This window comes from Metabacillus sediminilitoris (genome assembly GCF_009720625.1).
GTDB classification, from domain to species: domain Bacteria; phylum Bacillota; class Bacilli; order Bacillales; family Bacillaceae; genus Metabacillus; species Metabacillus sediminilitoris.
Window position 1 is genome coordinate 4,415,821 of record NZ_CP046266.1, and the last position, 18,825, is coordinate 4,434,645.

The following is an 18,825-nucleotide window of genomic DNA, read 5'->3' on the forward strand; positions in this document are numbered from 1 at the left end:
TGTTGAAAGCTCAGACAACCATAAGACGATCAGAAATAAAAGGCCGCGCCTTTACCTTCAATTCCTGATTGGCTTATACGGCGAGACAGTTCCAAGCACTTAATCTTGGTTATAAATCATTCCTTTTACCCAATCATTCGTTCCATTCCTTACGATAATAAGAATTTGTTAAACAATGAGAAAGCAATACCTGTGCAGCTTTTAATTGAATGTGCTTCAAAGGGGCTGATGAATTTCGTAAACGCTGAAACCAATCATTATAATTCCGTTTATCTAAAATCGTAATGTCATAGGGAGCATAAGGGTAATCAATATAACCATTCCGACTAATCATTAGTTTTTTTACCGGAATATCAACATCGCCTGCTGAAATCAATTTTTGTACAACTGTTCCAGTCCGATTAAGGCTGATTAACGGGTTTAACAGCTTTTTCTTGTGATCTCCTTTTCTAGCGATCCAAAACCTTTCTTTTGTTCCTGTAAAAACCGTTTCATCTTGCTGCTCAACAAGTGTTATACAGTAGATCTCGGTTGTCCCAATCAACAGAAGATCAAGTTCAACAGGAGCATTTTTCAATTGAAAGACAGGTCGATAGAGCATTAAATAGTGATCAGGAAGACGTTGCATAAAATAACGTAATAAACGATCTCTATAGATTGCTTTATCAACCGATGATTTTTCTCGAAGAGTTGAGCTTGCCCACCTTATCTGAAAGTTAAAAATATAATCTAAAAATAAATGCTTAAGATCATCTACTGTTTTTGGGATTGTTGTAAATTGGAATTGGAGCTCCTCATCCTCAAGAACTGCTTCATTTATCAGAGGTTCAATAACAGGTGCTTCAACTGTTTCTTTATGTGTCATTTTATTTTTGATTTTTTTAAAGAGGTTATTTTTTTCTTGACTTAATTCTTGATATTGGACGGCAGGTTGATTAGTCTTCATCAATGAGTGAAAGGCATTATTCTCCCATGACCGTAGCACTTTTTCCCACTGCTGTCTTTTTAACCGAATAAATTGACTTGGATAACGGTAGGCATCAAGTTCATATCGAGAAATATAATCGTAAAGTTTAATTAATTGCGCCAAAAGCTTATCAGCTCCTACTAGTTATGCATCTTTATTTTTGGCTGTTTTTACAAACTTCTATTTACCAAGTAGTGTGGTATGGTTGATTACAGCGAGAGGATGCTCGCTTTTTAGCAGGGCGGGCGGTGAGCCTCCTCGGCGTAAACACCTGAATGAGTCTCACCTGTCCCTCTGCTCCAATCAACCTTAAATAGTTTTCGTTTTAAAAGCAACAATCTCTTAGAAAAGAGCCTTATTTTTAATAGATAAATGACAAAATCAATGGACAAATAAAACTTGTCATAATTGCACTTAATGTCATCGCAATAGAACTAATTGCCCCTTCGGCCGTACCCATTTCCAATGCTCTCGATGTACCGATTGCATGTGATGCTGTACCAAAGCCGATTCCTTTTGAAATAGGATGTTTTATATTTAATAACTTCATTAAATATGGACCAAACATCGCTCCAGAAATCCCAGCTACCATAACATACACAGCCGCAAGAGCAGGTGTACCACCGACCATTTCGCTGATCTCCATTGCGATTGGTGTTGTGACAGATTTAGGAGCTAGTGAAAAGATAAGTTCCTTATTAATATGACTAATAATCCCTAGTACGATCCCACTACTCATTCCAACAATCGACCCGACAAACACACTCAATAAAATCGTTACCCCATTTTTCTTTAAGATTTCTCGATGATCATATAGAGGAAGCGCAAATGCCACAATAGCTGGTCCTAACAGCTCATTAATCCATTTTGCACCACCCATGTATGTGCTGTAAGAAGTCTTCGTAACAAGTAAAATACATACAAGTATAACCGTTGTTGTAAAAACAGGAACTAATAGTGGATGGGGAAAGCGCCCATATAAATTCTTCATTAGAATAAACATTGTGATTGTTATTCCAATTAGAAATATAGAAAAAATCAACGTCATAATTGTAACCCCTTATCCTTACTAACTTCAGTATCTTTCGCTAATAAAGAATCACTCATAAATGATGAAACGATCATAACAACAAGTGTACTTATCAGTGCTATTCCAATTGTGATCAGACCACTACCTTTAAAAAGATCAAGATATTCAATAACCCCAACTGTTGCGGGAATAAAAAATAATGGGAGCTGCTTTAAAAGGAGTGTGCTTCCAAGCGAAAACCATTCTCTCTTCACTACTTTAAAATACAACGCTCCAAATAAAAGAATCATCCCTATAATACTGCCCGGAATGGGCAGATCTGCTAGTGATTGAATTATGACACCGATTCGATAAATAATATATAAACAGAAAATTTGCAGGCTCATTTTTACATATTTCATTTATTGTTCTCCTTGCAATGGAAATACTTCTATTGCTTCATATTTAGGTGAACGATCAAGATGTGTACGATAAAGGTGAATTTTGTTAACACGAAAGGGAGCTTGAATATTGGAAAATGCTTGCTGAAACTCCTCGGTTTTTTCAAAGGGCCTTTCTGATTTCCACCGTCTAGCAAGAGTGATATGCGGACGGAACGGTTTTGAATCAAGTGTAAAACCTATTTCAGTACAGGCTTGAAAAACTTCACTCTGCAAATGATCGAGGGAGATTGAGTCTTCTACTCCAGCCCAAAATATCCTCGGCGCATCACTTCTGCCAAAAACGTTCATATCTTTTAATGAAAGTATAAAAGGCTGAATATTTTCCATTTTATTATTAATACGTTCAGATAATTGTTTTAATAAGTGGTTCGAATCAACATGCCCTAAAAAAGCTAACGTAATATGATAATCATTTTGATGAACCCATGACTGAAAAGGTAGTTTATCCTTTTTTGTTGCCAACCAATTTTGTATAATTGTTTGTTGTTCTTTCTCAATTGGCACTGCAATAAAATAATGAGTATTATGCTTCATATGTTTGCCCCCTAAGTATTATGACGAATAAGAAGGTTTCACTCATTTATTCTATCAAAAAAAAAGCTAAACATGTAAATTATCTACATCGCGCTATATCCATTCGATCAAATTGATTTTTGATAGTGGTATGGTATGATTTTTATATAAAGTAAAAAGGCACAGGAATTCTAAAGGGAAGTGAAAGAATGAAGGTTGTAAACAACATTGCCGAACTTATTGGCAATACTCCAATAGTAAAATTAAACCGTTTAAACCCTAAGGACGGAGCAGATATATACGTAAAACTTGAATATTTTAATCCAAGTGGAAGTGTAAAAGATCGAGCTGCTTATAATATGATTATTGAAGCAGAAAAACAAGGTTTATTAACACCAAATTCTACAATTATTGAACCAACTAGTGGCAATACTGGTATAGGAATTGCTATGAATGCTGCTGCTCGTGGATATAAAGCAATTCTTGTGATGCCTGATACAATGACACAGGAGCGGGTTAACTTACTGAAAGCATATGGTGCAGAGGTAATCCTAACCCCTGGAGATGAAAAGATGCAAGGCTCAATTAGAAAAGCCGAACAGCTGTCAAAAGAGATCCCAAATGCATTTATTCCGATGCAATTCGAAAATCGTGCAAATCCAGACGCACACCGTCTTACAACAGCAAAAGAAATTATTGATGCAATGAATGAACTTGGTAAGTCTCTTTCAGCGTTTGTTGCGACTGCTGGTACAGGTGGGACAATAACAGGTACTGGAGAATCATTAAAGGAATATTATAAGGATTTACATGTCCATGTTGTAGAACCCGCGGGATCACCAGTCCTTTCAGGTGGGAAACCAGGCAAACATAAATTAGTTGGTACAAGCCCTGGCTTTATTCCATCTATCTTAAATGAAAAAGTATACGATGAAATACTGAAAATCGAAGATGATCAAGCCTATGAGATGACAAGAAGATTAGCAAGAGAAGAAGGTATCTTAGTTGGACCATCTTCAGGTGCAGCATGTTATGCCGCGATTGAAGTAGCAAATAGATTAACAAAAAATGATGTTGTTGTTTGTATGATAGCTGACACTGGAGAACGATATTTATCAAGTGACGTTTTTGACTATTAAAATTAGTTATAGATACAACCTCACGATTATTATGCAGTGACTAGAAAACTAAAGAAAAGGATAGATAACACTGAATATTTTCAGCAAATTATCTATCCTTTTTATGTTGCATATGCAATTCAACTTACAGCAATCCTCGAAAGTTGCCGTATTAATTATGACCGAGTGATTATTTCTTCTTCTGACGGTACAAATCAAGTGTTTTATATTCCTGAGACAGGATATCAACCATTTGTATGTGACGCTTATCACGTGTCTGTTGTTGCTTTGCCGAAAATATGTAACGTGCCCAGTCCTTTTGATAGCCCGGTGTTAAACTTTGATAAAACTTAAGCTCATTTGGATGATCGGCTAATAGTGCTTCAATATCTTTAACATTGTCCTCATAATCTGCAACACATTGGCTCGCAGCCGTCATTTTCTTTTCTTTCTTTTTTTCACGCTTTAAGCCAACAACAGTAAAGACATCATCCATGCTTACCATACGCGCAAACTTAATATCGCTAGTTCCAACATACCCATCCTCCCCAACTTTCATTGCTGGAAATATTTCATCTCTGTGAACAAATGTATCATAGCGAGTATTTCCTTTTTTAGGGTATGCGAAAAATAGATAGCCTTTCTCAAGTAACACTTGATCATTATTCATGATAAATTGTGTATGGGTAATCATTTCATCAATTGTTTTAACAAAAATAAAAATGGCATCATGATCTTTAGATAGAGAAGTCATGTTTTTAGGAAAAATATCATAGTCGCTCGGTTGATTGATTATAGCCATATTTGTATACTTATTTAGTTTTAATTTATCAATTATTGTCATGATTGACTCCTAATATTATTATTTATTGCAATTGAAAATTATTTCTTTCATACTAGTTTGACTATAACTGAATTTGAAGACACAAAAATTCAAGTCATCTTTAGTTTGGTTCTTGTGGTGTACCAAATTTATTATGTGAGAAAAGAAAGATTTCTTTTCAAAACATTATTTTGCTAGTTCATAGATGGCTTGAGCATAAATCGCAGTTGCTTTTAAAAGATCTTCAATTATCATATATTCATCCTTTTGATGGGCAATATCTGGTCTTCCTGGAAATAGAGGCCCAAATGCAACACCTGCTTCGAGAGATCTAGCATAAGTTCCGCCTCCGATTGAAATTAGTTCAGCCTTTTCGCCTGTTTGCTCTTCATATACTTTTTGCAACGTTTGTATCAGAGGATGCTTTTTATCAACATGATGTGGTTCTGAAACTTCAAATGTTTTTATTTTAAAACCCTTTAGATTTGAAAAGCCCTTTTTGATTTGATCTGCATTCCCTGTAACCGGAAAACGAATATTAATTCCTAATTGGCCACCTGACGCTTCAGTGTATGACATCACACCAAGATTTACAGTTAACTCTCCACTGATTTCATCAGAATAGGCAATATTAAGATTTTTCCCGCGTGTATCCCCTTCGAATACATCAACAATCATATTAATATAATGCAGACCTTGTGAATCTAGTTTAAGCTTATTTAAAAATCCCGCCAATAAAATACCTGCATTTCTGCCATTATTCGGTTCCATTGCATGTGCTGAAATGCCCTCAATTGTTAATTTAAGCCTTTCACCTTCAAACTGATAATTGCCTTTCGATTTCGTTTCATTTATGTATTCTTTAAATAATTGAGAAACATCTGAATGATCATTAGTTGTAATTGTTATCGTCGCTTCTGCAAAATCAGGAACCATGTTAAAACGTCTTCCCGAATGAAAGGAGTGAAGCATAACATTTCCTTTTTTATTAGAAGGTATTGGTGTTTGTATGAATGTAGCATCAATAATGCCTTTCTCAGCAAAAATGATCGGGAAGTCTGCATCTGGTGCAAATCCTACAGTTGGCATTTTTTCAAGTTTAAAATAATGATCAACACAACGCCATTCACTTTCCTCATCTGTCCCAATGATCATACGTACATTTTTCGTTAAAGGTTCTGCAAGATCTTTTACAATTTTCATCGCATATAAGGCAGCAATCGTTGGACCCTTGTCGTCTAACGCTCCGCGAGCAAAAATCTTACCGTCTCTTATTTCCGCTCCGTAAGGATCACTAGTCCAACCATCACCTTCAGGAACAACATCAACATGACAAAGAACACCTACAATTTCATCGCTGCTTCCCGTTAATTCTATATGACCAGCATACCCATCAAGATTTTTAACCGTAAAACCAGAATCTTCACCTAATTGTAATAAATGAAGGAATGCTTCATTTATTCCTTCACCAAATGGAGCAACCTGAGATACTGTGTCTTCGTCTAAGACACTTTTTATTCTAAGATAAGCTTGTGTATCCTTTATGATATCGTCTTTTCTTTTTTCTACTTCAGCTTTCCAATTCATTATGCAGCCTCCTCCTATCATGAAAATTTTTCTATACTTTATTAACATACCAAACACACCAGCTAGATTAAAGTTTGAATGTTTTCTTCTATATTTAATTTACCTGCTCAAAACACATAATATAATAGGATAATCAATCATTCACATGCAAATCCAGTTTTAAAGGATTGAACGATGATTAATTTTCAAAAAAACTATTGCAATATAAATAAAAAACGAATAATATTAGAAAGGTTTTGAATCAATGTTCGTAAAAAACTGGAGGTACATATGTTTAAATTAACTGAAAACAATACGAACGTAAGAACTGAGATGATTGCAGGACTTACGACTTTCTTAACAATGGTTTATATTGTCGTCGTTAACCCGATTATTTTAGCAGATGCAGGAGTACCTTTTGATCAAGTATTTACTGCAACAATTATTGCAACAATTATAGGTACACTCTGGATGGCCTTATCAGCTAATTATCCAATTGCAATTGCCCCAGGAATGGGTTTAAACGCTTATTTTGCCTATTCAGTTGTCGGAGCAAATGAAAATATTTCCTATACAACAGCTTTTTCTGCTGTTTTTGTTGCTGGAATCATTTTCATTCTATTATCATTAACACCTTTCCGCAAAAAGCTAATAGAAGCTATTCCTAATAATCTAAAGCATGGTATAACAGCTGGAATTGGTCTATTTATTGCTTTTATTGGTCTTCGCTTAACTGGGATTGTAACGGCAGATCCTACAAACCTAGTAGCTTTAGGGGACCTTTCTTCACCACCAGTTGTATTAGCTATCTTTGGTCTTGCCGCAACTTTAGTGCTAATGACGATGAATATACCTGGTGCATTATTCATTGGAATGATTATTACAGGGATTATTGCCTTTTTTACAGGACAACTAGAATTTAAAGATGGCTTCGTTTCTCTACCTAGCCTCCCAGAAGGGATTATTATCGCAAATCCTTTCACTGCTTTTGGAGATGTGATCACACACGGATTATATACTGTCGTCTTTTCATTTCTAATGGTAACCATTTTTGATACAACAGGGACAATGATCGGTGTTGCACAACAGGCAGGATTAATGAGAGGGAATGAACTTCCGAAGGCTCGTACTGCTTTATTAGCTGATTCAGCTGCTACAACGGTGGGAGCTATGTTTGGGACAAGTCCTACCAGTGCATATATTGAGTCATCTGCAGGTGTTGCTGCAGGTGGAAGAACAGGATTAACTACTGTAACAGTTTCTATCCTGTTTGGATTAACACTTTTCTTCAGTCCCTTAATTGGTGCAGTTTCTGGCATTTCAGCCATTACTGCCCCTGCCTTAATTATTGTTGGTAGCTTAATGATGGGATCTATCGCAGAGATTAACTGGAAAGAACTTGATGAAGCATTCCCTGCCTTTCTTGTTGTATTAACAATGCCCTTAACATCAAGTATTGCTACTGGTATTGCTCTTGGTTTTATTTCATATCCATTAATGAAGATTGCAAAAGGTAAATGGAAAGAAGTTCATCTCTTCGTTTATATTTTCGCTATTCTATTTTTCATACAACTTGTATTTATAGGTGGACATTAACTAAAAGGAGGACGACTTATTGTCGTTCTCCTTTTTTCCTTCTATCATTTAGACTGACTTTATTAAAACCATCATAGGAAATTTTCAAAATTGGGGATATTTATTTATTCACTCTTTCTTAAGAGAGTAATGTTACAAACATAGCTACCTAATTTTAATTAGATTCTCAGTAATCGTTTCTAACTCTACTAGAAAGAAAAGCAGGTACAGATAGATTATTTCGAGGCTACATGAGGTATTTTTAATTAAGTTATTGATCGACATCAGTTTCATATTTTTCCTTCCCTTCCTATTGATTTGTTTTTAATATACTATTAGCATCAAGAAAATTCACATTTATTGTTATATTATCTAACGTAATTTCTGAAAATTTACTATTTTCCGCATTCTCAGCAAGTAGGAGTAATGACTAAAAATCAATAAAAAAACAACCTTTAACATAAAAATGTAAGGTTGTTTCTTATTTTTAAGTTATATATATAATCATGAGAAAGATAAATGAATTATTGCTTTGTTAATACAATTGGACCATCCTTTGTAATTGCAATGGTATGCTCAAATTGTGCAGATAATTTCCCGTCAATCGTTCTTGCCGTCCAACCATTATCATCCATCTTTGATTGCCATGCACCAACATTCACCATTGGTTCGATCGTGATGACCATTCCTTCTTTTAATCGTAAACCTCTGTTTGGTTCTCCGTAATGAAGGATGGTTGGGGGTTCATGTATGGATCTGCCGATTCCATGACCAGTAAAATCTCTAACGACCGAAAATCCTTCTCCCTCAACATAAGACTGAATGGCATGACCAATATCACCTAGTCGAGTCCCTACTTTTGCTTTTTCGATTGCTCGATATAAGGATTCTTTTGTCACCTGTAGCAATCGGAGAGTTTCAGATGAAACATCACCAACAGCATATGTCCAGGCAGAATCTGCAAGGGCACCATTTAAATTTACCACCATATCAATTGTGACAATGTCACCATTTTTTAACGGGGTATTTCGCGGAAACCCGTGGCAGATTTCATCATTTATCGAAGCACATGTAGCGTATTGGTAACCTTTATATCCCTTTTGTTCAGCTGTTGCGCCATGCTTTTTTAAATACGATTCAACAAAATGATCTATTTCCAAAGTTGTTACACCAGGTTTTATTTTTTTTGCGATCTCTTTATGACAATTTGCCAATAATTGACCTGCTTTTTGCATTAATTCTATTTCTCGTTTACTTTTTAAAATAATCAAACCATTTCCCCTCCGATTACCTATATGTGTAAATAAAATGTATAAATAAGCATACCATTGAAAAGGCAACTTTTAAAAATGAAAGCTCTATCTGCCATAGAAAAATCATTTACCAAGTTGACTCTCCTGTCATACAAATACTACATGCAGGATATTTAGTTGCTTTAATAATAATATAGATATATCGCAAACAAAAGAAACACACAAAACATAAAATGATTCGTTAAAGGAAATATTAATAAGATACTTGATGAATCAAGTGCTCACATCATTAGTTGGAAAAATAGCCATTTTGTTTCCCCTCATTCTCCTTTGATAAGATCATATAAAGAAAAAGATTCATAATTTTTGAGTTTATTGTCATACTATTCAGAATAAACATCATATAGATTTATTGTGCAAAGTACACGCGTGTTTATGAAGAAATATCCGGGAAATTAGAAATTGAGCTTGCTGAACCACGGAGAACATCATCGATTCGATGAAGACGATTGAAATAAGGTGGGTGATGTATTTAGTTAATGAACGTTGTGAAATCGACTCAAAATCTAAAGATAGAAAAAGTAGATATTTTTTAAGACAAAAATGTTAATATTATGTAAATTTAATCTTTTTTCTGGATTGTTAGTGTCGAAATCGTGTAAGATATTGTTGTAGCGTTTACCGTATCATTAAATATATGTACGAAGTGAAATCTGAAGTTGCAGTCATCGAAAGGTTGTAGTAGGCATTGCCAGGTACGATCAAACGATAAGGAGTGGTTTTTTGAAACCTTCAACAAACCGTATGCTAACCAGAATCAAATCAGTCTACATGTTTATTAATGAAAGGGGAACTGTGACCACACAGCAACTTGTTGATGAATTTGGTATTACTCCGAGAACAATACAAAGAGATTTAAATGTGTTAGCGTATAACGATTTGGTTCACAGCCCAACAAGAGGTAAATGGGCCACTACAAAGAAAAAAGTTAAATTGACTTCGTAAGAAATGAACGTGAAAATAACAGATTATACATAAAGAACCTTCAATTGAAGGTTCCTCTTTTTTGAGATGAAAGTATACTTTATAATCGTTTAATTAAGCGCCTATAGCCCCGTAGCAAATGACAACAAGTACTGGAAAACCAAGTAGGGCACTAATTTATGCCGGATTGTGCACATCGGGGCTGACAAAGATTTTTTTATAAATCAATTGGTTGGGCTTGTCTTAATGCTTCAATCTCATCCTCAGTTAATTCACGATATTCACCTATTTTTAATTCCTCTTCATCTAAAATTATTGGCCCCATTGAAATTCTTTTCAAATATGTAACTTTTTTTCCGACTGCTTCAAACATTCGTTTTACTTGATGGTATTTTCCCTCTGTAATCGTAATATGTATCGTTGATTGATTACCTGAGGATAATATTTCAAGCTTAGCCGGCTTAGTCACATAACCGTCGTCTAACTCAACGCCCTTACTAAATGCTTTACTATCTTCTTCAGTCACCTCACCTAATATGACAGCAAAATACGTTTTAGGTACATGCTTTTTAGGAGATAACAATTGATGTGAAAGCTGACCATCATTTGTTAACAGTAATAGCCCTTCTGTATCTTTATCAAGCCTTCCAACAGGGAAAGGCTGATAAACAGCATCTTCCATTTCTAGCAAATCAAGTACTGTTTCTTGGAACTCATCTTCAGTAGCTGATAAGTATCCGGCAGGCTTGTTCATTAGTAAATAAACAAATTCTTTGTATTCAATTTTTTCCCCGTTCACTGTTACATTCTGTTCCTCAGGATTAACATGTGTTTTTGGATCTTTGATGATCTCACCATCAGCTTTTACAACACCGGTTTTCAACATCTTCTTAACATCTTTACGACTTCCAAACCCTATATTTGCTAATAATTTATCAATTCTCATTACTTCCACCAACGTTCTTTAATATCATTTATGAAAAAAACCCGGCTTACACCGAGCTTTAACCATTACTATATTTTCCTGTTTGCCTATTTTATAACCTAGCCATTCGCACGACTGCCGGGCAGGAATCGTTTTAAACGATTACCTAAAACTTTTTCTAACAAATGAGATCTGTAAGCTAAGTATATATATACAGCACCGCCCACAACTACTGAAGCACCAACAACAATAGCTGACTCAATCATTCCATCCTGATAATTAATAAATATACTTAAGATCGAATGAAAGACTGAAACAGTGAGCCCCATAAATATTGTTAAGATTGTCATTAGAATTGTTCGTTTAATAAACAGCCTAAACGAGTATCCCGAATGACGTTTTATCATTGCAAATCCGTAAAGTAATGAAACCGTATATCCAGCTGCTGTAGCAAGAATAGAGCCTACTCCTTGAAACATTTGAATAAGTGGTGTATTCAGTGCTAGCTTTACAATGATACCTATTACAAGACTAATAACAGCCAGCTTTTGCTTATTAATTCCTTGTAGTATTGCCGCATTGACTGTAAATAGTGAGAATAGTAGTGCAACAGGGGCATACCACATTAAAATCGATGTCCCGATATCTTCGGAATTACCATAATAAAATATCGTATAAGCAGGTCCTGCCAACACAGACATGCCTACCACAGCAGGTAATGTTAACAACATAATGATTTGAAATGTTTGATCAATTTGTTTATGTAATAATGCGCGATTATTATTTGTAAATGAATCTGTGATTGAAGGAATAAGGGTTAATCCAAATGCTGTTGCTAATGATACTGGTATCATAACAAGCTTCGGAACGTAAAGAAGCAATACACTAAACATTGCGATCGTAACATTCTCTGAATACCCTGCATCATACATTGAGCGATTAAATGTATTCGTATCAATATAATTATAAATTGGTATTGCTAAGCCAACAAACACGAATGGGCCTGCATAGCTAAATACTTCTTTAAACATTTCACTAAGAGGTTTCTGCTGGGTTATCACTTTATTTTCTTGTAAAGCTAATAATGTATGCTTACGCTTCATCCAATAATAAATAAGGACAAGCATACCACCGATAGCTCCAACAAAAGCAGCAAATGTTGCATATCCAACTGCTAAAACCATACCGCCCTTTAAAACATTTATAATGAGATAGGTTGCTCCTAGTAAAAAAACAATCCTAACAAGCTGCTCAATAACTTGTGAGACAGCAGTCGGTCCCATTGATTGATGTCCTTGAAAAAAACCGCGAATTAAACTCATTAATGGCACAACAATAAGGGCTATACTAACCATTCGAATGACTAAAATCGCATCATCAATCGTTATACTGCTTTGCGTACTTTCTGTAAGTGCACTTTTTGCAAGAAATGGAGCGAAAAAATATAACAGTGCAAATGCTATAAAACCAGTTGCAAGCATCACCACTATTCCAGCTTTAAACATTCGCCTGCTCGTTTGATAATCACCGATTGCATTGTATTTTGATACAAATTTAGATACAGCAGCTGGAAAACCAGCTGTTGCAATACTTAGAAAGATTGCATATTGGGCATACCCTGTTTGGTACAAAGCCCCACCTTCTGTTCCAATCATTGCTGCAAATGGAATAATATAAATCATCCCTAATATTCTCGATAGATATGTACCTAACGTTAAAACAAACGTTCCTCTTAATAAATTATTTGACATGATTTTAGTTCACCATTCTTCTCTATGAAGATTCAACTTTTCTATTTTACCACAAACCTAAGCTTATTCCACAGTTTGTCTATCAGTATATAACAAACATATGTGAAATCCTGAAAACTCGATTTCTTACAGAAAACAAGCCTGTTTTTAAGATATTGAAGTTAAGCCAGTCTTCACTATCCTACTCTTATTTGCAAGATCTAGCGGATTCGTCCCGTTTCCTCCAAAATTATTTTTTTGCTTTTTTCCATCTTCCGCTATAATATGAGGAGCAGACCAAGAGATAAAGGTTGTGAATAAATGATGAAGTATGATGTATTAGTAATTGGCGGTGGTCCATCAGGTTTAATGGCGGCCATTGCTGCGGGTCAGCAAGGAGCCCGTGTCCTCCTAGTTGATAAAGGAGATAAGTTAGGAAGAAAACTTGCTATTTCTGGTGGTGGTCGTTGCAATGTGACGAACAGACTGCCAATAGACGAAATTATTAAGCATATTCCAGGAAATGGACGGTTTCTATATAGTGCTTTCTCTGAATTTAGTAATGAAGACATTATTTCATTTTTTGAAAATCTCGGTATAAAGCTGAAGGAAGAAGATCACGGCCGTATGTTCCCAGTAACAGATAAAGCACAATCAGTTGTTGATGCACTTCTTAAAGAGCTAAAGCAATTAAACGTGGAGATTCGCACAAATGAGCCTGTGCAAGACGTATTATATGACGATGAGAAAGTCCTTGGCATTAAGCTTAGAAGTGGAGAAACAATACAGACATCCGCTGTTGTCATCGCTGTTGGCGGAAAAAGTGTCCCACAAACCGGAAGTACCGGTGACGGTTATGCTTGGGCTGAGAATGCAGGACATACGATAACAGAGCTTTTTCCAACTGAGGTACCTGTAACCTCGAATGAACCTTTTATCCAGAACAAAACATTGCAAGGGCTATCACTACGAGATGTTGCTTTAAGTGTATTAAATCCAAAAGGGAAACCAATCATTACTCACAAAATGGATATGATCTTCACCCATTTTGGAATTTCAGGTCCAGCTGTTTTAAGATGCAGTCAATTTGTTGTGAAGGCTATGAAGAAATTTAAGACAAATGCAGTTACTGTAAGTATTGATGCTGTACCTGATACAAATGAAGAACAGCTTTTTCAAACAATTGTTACGGATTTAAAACAGGATGCGAAAAAAGCAATAAAAAACGTTATCAAAGGTTTATTACCTGAAAGATATTTATTGTTTTTACTTGAGAAAAATGAAATTGATCCTCTCGTAACATACGATAATCTTTCAAATGAAAAGCTGCGGTCGTTTGTAAGAGATTGCAAACAATTTCAGTTCAAAGTTCACGGTACTCTCTCAATCGAGAAGGCGTTTGTAACAGGCGGCGGTGTTTCAGTTAAAGAAATTCATCCCCGTGAGATGTCGTCAAAATTGAAAAATGGTCTTTATTTTTGCGGCGAGATTCTTGATATCCATGGGTATACAGGTGGATATAATATTACGTCAGCATTCGTTACAGGCAGGCTGGCAGGAATGAATGCTGGAATTTATTCTAAAGCCTAGGGCTATTTGATACCCTATCAATTGAACTTATCATCAATAAAATAACAGGTTCCCGCCTAACACCAGGAATTTTTTCTTGGTGTTTATTTGTGTTTTTTATTATTAAATCTACCAACTACTATGATTTTTTGTTGTGTATTTAAGAGAATTACTTGTCATAATTCTAGCAATATTGAATACAGTTTACTAACTTAATAAAAGGAAGTGAGCTTATGTTAAAAGTAGCCGTTTTTGATGAAGAGCATGAAAAAGATTTAGAGGATGAAATTAATCATTTTTTAGCTGAGCTGAAAGAAAATCAAGTAAAAAATATTAAATATAGCGTGGCTGTAACAACTGACAGGGATGGTGACCAACTTTATTGCTTTTCTGCACTTATTATGTATCGAGAATAGATCATATTTAAAGTCTGAATGCCCGCTTGGACAGTCAGACTCCTTTTTTTATTTTCCTAATTCACTTTTTGGTTTTGTCTCACCTTTATATTCTAACATTCCACCTGCCATGTTAATGACGTTATACCCTTTTTCTTGTAAGTACGCACATACATTTCCACTACGTGCTCCAGATCGGCAAATAAAGATTGTTTCTTTGTCTTTATCAATGGCATCTAATTGTTCAGGAATATCATTCATGCGAATATGTCTCGCTTGAGGGATCATTCCTGTTTCTACCTCATCATCCTCACGAACATCTATTAACTCAACATTTTCACCATTTACAAGTTTTTTTTGAATCTCTTCAGGTGAAATTTCTTTCATTTCGTACATCCTGTACACCCTTTCAGTTTTAATACCTGCATTATATCAAATTAACTGTGCAGGATTCTAGTTTTGAGGACTAGAGATAGTGATACTTTGTCTAATGTCATTCATTTTTCCTTTCCTTGGTTGAATTTCCGCCAAATAATCACCAAATTTCAAACCATATAGCATGAAAACCTCATTATTAAAACTACCTTTTATGAATGCAACCAAAAAAAAAAAAAGACCTGCAAGTATGTAGCATACTCACAAGTCGGCCGTTTTTTAGACAATTAATTTGCAACAATATTTACAAGTTTCCCTGGTACTGCAATTACTTTGCGAATTGTTTTTCCTTCAATATGCTCTTTTACACGATCATCTTCAAGAGCAAGTGGCTCTAGCTGTTCTTTTGTTACATCTTTTGCCACTAGTATTTTAGCACGGACTTTACCGTTTACTTGAACAACAATTTCAACTTCGTTTTCAACGAGTTTTGCATCATCGAATGCAGGCCAAGCTTCATACGAAATTGTTGTGTTGTGACCAAGTTTTGCCCAAAGCTCTTCTGCTAAGTGAGGAGCAATCGGAGATAATAATTTCACAAATCCTTCAACATATTCTTTAGGAAGTACTGTTGCTTTATATGCTTCATTAATAAAGACCATTAATTGTGAGATGGCTGTATTAAAACGTAATCCTTCAAGATCTTCCGTTACCTTTTTCACTGTTTGGTGGTAAACTCTTTCAAGTGATTCACTTGATTCTTTGACTACTTTAGGACTTAGTTCACCATTATCTTCGATAAATAAGCGCCAAATCCGATCAAGGAAACGTCTAGCTCCATCAAGGCCTGTTGTTGACCAAGCGATTGAAGCTTCTAAAGGTCCCATGAACATTTCATACAGACGTAGTGTATCAGCCCCATGTGACTCAACAATTTCATCTGGGTTTACAACATTACCTTTAGATTTACTCATTTTTTCGTTATTTTCCCCTAGGATCATACCTTGGTTAAATAGTTTTTGGAATGGCTCTTTCGTTGGAACTACACCGATATCGTATAAAAATTTATGCCAGAATCGCGCATATAGTAAGTGAAGAACAGCGTGCTCAGCTCCACCAATATAAATATCAACAGGCAGCCATTGCTTTAATTTCGCATCATCAGCAAGTGCTTCGTTGTTTTTAGGATCAATATAACGCAGGTAGTACCAGCAGCTTCCAGCCCATTGCGGCATTGTATTCGTTTCGCGACGACCCTTTTTGCCTGTTTCAGGGTCAACAACACTTACAAAATCTTCAATGATCGCTAGTGGTGATTCTCCTGTACCTGATGGCCTAATTTCCGTTGTTTTCGGTAAAACAAGTGGAAGCTCTTCTTCTGGAACTGCAGACATTGTGCCATCTTCCCAATGGATGATTGGAATTGGCTCCCCCCAATAACGTTGACGGCTAAATAACCAGTCGCGCAGTCTGTAAGTGACTTTCTTCTCACCCTTTTTGTTCGTTTCAAGCCAAGTGATCATATTTTCAATTGCTTCTTGTTTCCCAAGACCGTTTAAGAAATCAGAATTTACATGTTCTCCGTCACCAGTGTACGCTTCTTTTGTCACGTCTCCACCGCTAACAACTTCTTTAATTGGCAGGTCAAATTTTTGTGCGAATTCATAGTCACGCTCATCATGTGCAGGTACTGCCATAATTGCGCCAGTTCCATACGTTACAAGAACATAATCAGCAATCCAAATCGGCATCTTTTCGCCATTAACTGGATTAATCGCGAATGCACCTGTAAAAACACCTGTTTTTTCTTTAGAAAGCTCTGTACGCTCTAGGTCACTCTTATGTTTAATTTCATTAATATAAGCATCTACAGCATCCTTTTGTTCAACTGTTGTTATTTTCTCAACAAATGAATGTTCTGGTGCTAATACTGCATATGTAGCACCAAATAAAGTATCAGGACGTGTTGTAAATACAGTAAAGCTTTCATCATAACCATCAATCTCAAAATTTACATGTGCTCCTTCAGAACGGCCAATCCAATTGCGCTGCATATCTTTAATGCTTTCAGGCCAATCCAACTCCTCAAGGTCTTCAAGGAGACGGTCTGCATAAGCCGTTATTTTAAGCATCCATTGCTTCATTGGCCGACGTTCAACCGGGTGACCGCCACGCTCACTTTTTCCATCAATAACCTCTTCGTTTGCTAGAACCGTTCCTAATGCAGGACACCAGTTAACAGGTACCTCGTCGACATATGCCAAGCCCTTTTTATATAGTTGTAAAAAGATCCATTGTGTCCATTTGTAATACTCAGGATCTGTTGTGTTTACTTCACGATCCCAATCATATGAAAATCCTAATGACTGAATTTGTCTTCTAAAGTTATCAATATTATGCTTGGTAAATTCAGCAGGATCATTTCCAGTATCAAGTGCATATTGCTCAGCTGGTAGTCCAAATGCATCCCATCCCATTGGATGCAGAACATTAAAGCCTTGCATGCGTTTCATACGGGATAAAATATCTGTTGCCGTATATCCTTCAGGATGTCCAACGTGTAACCCCGCACCTGATGGATATGGGAACATGTCAAGCGCGTAAAATTTAGGCTTTTCCATGTCCTCTGTTGTTTTAAATGTTTTATTTTCCAACCAATAATCTTGCCATTTTTTTTCAATCTGTTGATGACTGAAGCTCATCTGTTTTCCTCCTTAAAGCAATTCTTATGTATATTTATAGTATTAACCGCATTTTGAACGGATCAAAGTAAGTTCAACAATTTAAATCTCAGGGAACTATATCAGCTCCGAAGAAATTATTTTAGAAAGGCATATCGTATTGACTGCACTTACAAGGCCATGTTTGCTTTTCGCTGGAGTCGTGCGGTCAATCAGGGGATTGATTTTAAAAAACGATAAGAAAAACCCCCCATCCCAAATAGGGACGAGAGGTTAATTTCCCGTGGTACCACCCAACTTTGGCATAGCGACATGCCCACTTTGATATCCGTAACGTGGATAGCCGACAAATATTACTTAACCAAAATAGGCTTTCACATTTGTAACTCAAAGGTGAGTTCATCTGCAAATCTCGGTCGACTCACACCAGCCGTCAACTCTCTGTACGATCTTTGCAAATTACTACTCCTTATCTCCGTTCATTTAGTATATAGATTTAAGCTTATTTTATATAAATTTGTCGGGATATGCAAGTAAACATGTCGTTAACGCAAGACATTTTAATAAGTAGAAAAAAGATCCGGTTATTTTGTATGGAAGATTCACGCACGATTACTTGGTATGAGACGTTATTCTTTTTCTGCAACAATACTAACTATAAGCCATATATTAAAAGAGAAATAACAAACACCATTCCCGTAAGCAAGGTAGGCAATATGGTGAGAATTGCCCACAGATCATGATACATAAGACACTCCTAAAATAAACAGTACTCCATGTTGGTCTCCTTTTTTGCTCATTAAACTAAACTAAATGTTCCCCAGAGATAAATAATAAAAATAAATTAAATCACTGCTCACTGTTAACCTTCCATTTTG

At 35.8% G+C, this 18,825-nt stretch carries 16 protein-coding genes and 1 other annotated feature; of the genes, 5 read left to right on the forward strand and 11 right to left on the reverse strand.

Going from position 1 to position 18,825, the window contains the following annotated elements; translation table 11 throughout:
- Positions 1-133: 133 nt before the first annotated feature.
- From GMB29_RS21235 to thpR, 4 genes are all read right to left on the reverse strand, one after another.
- Positions 134-1,090, reverse strand: coding sequence for a nuclease-related domain-containing protein (locus GMB29_RS21235; protein WP_136352086.1), 957 nt, complete (start codon positions 1,088-1,090; stop codon positions 134-136).
- 238 nt (positions 1,091-1,328) lie between these two features.
- Positions 1,329-2,015, reverse strand: a complete 687-nt coding sequence (locus GMB29_RS21240; protein WP_196305202.1) for an LrgB family protein — start codon at positions 2,013-2,015, stop codon at positions 1,329-1,331.
- Complete coding sequence (locus GMB29_RS21245; protein WP_136352087.1) at positions 2,012-2,398, reverse strand: CidA/LrgA family protein; 387 nt, start codon at positions 2,396-2,398, stop codon at positions 2,012-2,014. The genes GMB29_RS21240 and GMB29_RS21245 overlap by 4 nt, the downstream gene beginning before the upstream one ends.
- Positions 2,399-2,974: an RNA 2',3'-cyclic phosphodiesterase gene (thpR, locus tag GMB29_RS21250; protein WP_136352088.1), complete on the reverse strand. Its 576-nt coding sequence runs from the start codon at positions 2,972-2,974 to the stop codon at positions 2,399-2,401.
- Positions 2,975-3,162: 188 nt separating this feature from the next.
- Here thpR and cysK point away from each other — a divergent pair, with 188 nt between their 5' ends.
- Entirely contained in the window at positions 3,163-4,092 is a 930-nt protein-coding gene (gene cysK, locus GMB29_RS21255; protein WP_136352089.1) for a cysteine synthase A, read from the forward strand.
- Between the two features lie 169 nt (positions 4,093-4,261).
- On the opposite strand, the gene GMB29_RS21260 is transcribed toward cysK, so the two are convergent.
- Together GMB29_RS21260 and pepV are read right to left on the reverse strand one after the other, a co-directional pair.
- Positions 4,262-4,915 carry a YdeI/OmpD-associated family protein gene (locus GMB29_RS21260; protein WP_136352090.1) on the reverse strand — a complete coding sequence of 218 codons (654 nt, stop codon included), beginning with the start codon at positions 4,913-4,915 and terminating at the stop codon, positions 4,262-4,264.
- A 165-nt stretch (positions 4,916-5,080) separates the two neighbouring features.
- On the reverse strand, positions 5,081-6,481 hold the full coding sequence (pepV, locus tag GMB29_RS21265; protein WP_136352091.1) for a dipeptidase PepV: 1,401 nt from the start codon (positions 6,479-6,481) through the stop codon (positions 5,081-5,083).
- A 270-nt stretch (positions 6,482-6,751) separates the two neighbouring features.
- On the opposite strand from pepV, the gene GMB29_RS21270 reads away from it, so the two are divergent.
- On the forward strand, positions 6,752-8,056 hold the full coding sequence (locus GMB29_RS21270) for an NCS2 family permease (RefSeq protein WP_136352092.1): 1,305 nt from the start codon (positions 6,752-6,754) through the stop codon (positions 8,054-8,056).
- Between the two features lie 503 nt (positions 8,057-8,559).
- On the opposite strand, the gene map is transcribed toward GMB29_RS21270, so the two are convergent.
- On the reverse strand, positions 8,560-9,306 hold the full coding sequence (map, locus tag GMB29_RS21275; protein ID WP_136352093.1) for a type I methionyl aminopeptidase: 747 nt from the start codon (positions 9,304-9,306) through the stop codon (positions 8,560-8,562).
- 765 nt (positions 9,307-10,071) lie between these two features.
- On the opposite strand from map, the gene GMB29_RS21280 reads away from it, so the two are divergent.
- Positions 10,072-10,293, forward strand: a complete 222-nt coding sequence (locus GMB29_RS21280; RefSeq protein ID WP_136352094.1) for a DeoR family transcriptional regulator — start codon at positions 10,072-10,074, stop codon at positions 10,291-10,293.
- Between the two features lie 196 nt (positions 10,294-10,489).
- Here GMB29_RS21280 and GMB29_RS21285 read toward each other — a convergent pair whose 3' ends face one another.
- Both GMB29_RS21285 and GMB29_RS21290 read right to left on the reverse strand, forming a co-directional pair.
- Positions 10,490-11,218, reverse strand: coding sequence for a pseudouridine synthase (locus tag GMB29_RS21285; RefSeq protein ID WP_136352095.1), 729 nt, complete (start codon positions 11,216-11,218; stop codon positions 10,490-10,492).
- A 98-nt stretch (positions 11,219-11,316) separates the two neighbouring features.
- Positions 11,317-12,948 carry a putative polysaccharide biosynthesis protein gene (locus GMB29_RS21290; RefSeq protein WP_136352096.1) on the reverse strand — a complete coding sequence of 544 codons (1,632 nt, stop codon included), beginning with the start codon at positions 12,946-12,948 and terminating at the stop codon, positions 11,317-11,319.
- Between the two features lie 303 nt (positions 12,949-13,251).
- Here GMB29_RS21290 and GMB29_RS21295 point away from each other — a divergent pair, with 303 nt between their 5' ends.
- Together GMB29_RS21295 and GMB29_RS21300 are read left to right on the forward strand one after the other, a co-directional pair.
- Positions 13,252-14,517, forward strand: coding sequence for a BaiN/RdsA family NAD(P)/FAD-dependent oxidoreductase (locus tag GMB29_RS21295; RefSeq protein ID WP_136352183.1), 1,266 nt, complete (start codon positions 13,252-13,254; stop codon positions 14,515-14,517).
- Positions 14,518-14,729: 212 nt separating this feature from the next.
- The gene (locus GMB29_RS21300) at positions 14,730-14,912 is read left to right on the forward strand and encodes a sporulation protein Cse60 (RefSeq protein ID WP_136352097.1); all 183 of its coding nucleotides are present in this window, start codon (positions 14,730-14,732) and stop codon (positions 14,910-14,912) included.
- A gap of 48 nt (positions 14,913-14,960) precedes the next feature.
- On the opposite strand, the gene GMB29_RS21305 is transcribed toward GMB29_RS21300, so the two are convergent.
- Both GMB29_RS21305 and leuS read right to left on the reverse strand, forming a co-directional pair.
- A complete protein-coding gene (locus tag GMB29_RS21305) occupies positions 14,961-15,287 on the reverse strand; it encodes a rhodanese-like domain-containing protein (protein ID WP_136352098.1) in 327 nt (108 codons plus the stop codon).
- A gap of 266 nt (positions 15,288-15,553) precedes the next feature.
- Complete coding sequence (leuS, locus tag GMB29_RS21310; protein ID WP_136352099.1) at positions 15,554-17,968, reverse strand: leucine--tRNA ligase; 2,415 nt, start codon at positions 17,966-17,968, stop codon at positions 15,554-15,556.
- 237 nt (positions 17,969-18,205) lie between these two features.
- Positions 18,206-18,432 (reverse strand) — a binding site (T-box leader).
- Between the last annotated feature and the right edge of the window lie 393 nt (positions 18,433-18,825).

Coding starts and splice junctions, on each gene's coding strand:
- GMB29_RS21260 (WP_136352090.1), bottom strand. CDS start 4,915: ATGACAATAATTGATAAATTAAAACTAAATAAGTATACAAATATGGCT.
- cysK (WP_136352089.1), top strand. CDS start 3,163: ATGAAGGTTGTAAACAACATTGCCGAACTTATTGGCAATACTCCAATA.
- GMB29_RS21300 (WP_136352097.1), top strand. CDS start 14,730: ATGTTAAAAGTAGCCGTTTTTGATGAAGAGCATGAAAAAGATTTAGAG.
- GMB29_RS21305 (WP_136352098.1), bottom strand. CDS start 15,287: ATGTACGAAATGAAAGAAATTTCACCTGAAGAGATTCAAAAAAAACTT.
- GMB29_RS21285 (WP_136352095.1), bottom strand. CDS start 11,218: ATGAGAATTGATAAATTATTAGCAAATATAGGGTTTGGAAGTCGTAAA.
- GMB29_RS21290 (WP_136352096.1), bottom strand. CDS start 12,948: ATGTCAAATAATTTATTAAGAGGAACGTTTGTTTTAACGTTAGGTACA.
- GMB29_RS21270 (WP_136352092.1), top strand. CDS start 6,752: ATGTTTAAATTAACTGAAAACAATACGAACGTAAGAACTGAGATGATT.
- GMB29_RS21295 (WP_136352183.1), top strand. CDS start 13,252: ATGAAGTATGATGTATTAGTAATTGGCGGTGGTCCATCAGGTTTAATG.
- leuS (WP_136352099.1), bottom strand. CDS start 17,968: ATGAGCTTCAGTCATCAACAGATTGAAAAAAAATGGCAAGATTATTGG.
- GMB29_RS21240 (WP_196305202.1), bottom strand. CDS start 2,015: ATGACGTTGATTTTTTCTATATTTCTAATTGGAATAACAATCACAATG.
- thpR (WP_136352088.1), bottom strand. CDS start 2,974: ATGAAGCATAATACTCATTATTTTATTGCAGTGCCAATTGAGAAAGAA.
- GMB29_RS21245 (WP_136352087.1), bottom strand. CDS start 2,398: ATGAAATATGTAAAAATGAGCCTGCAAATTTTCTGTTTATATATTATT.
- pepV (WP_136352091.1), bottom strand. CDS start 6,481: ATGAATTGGAAAGCTGAAGTAGAAAAAAGAAAAGACGATATCATAAAG.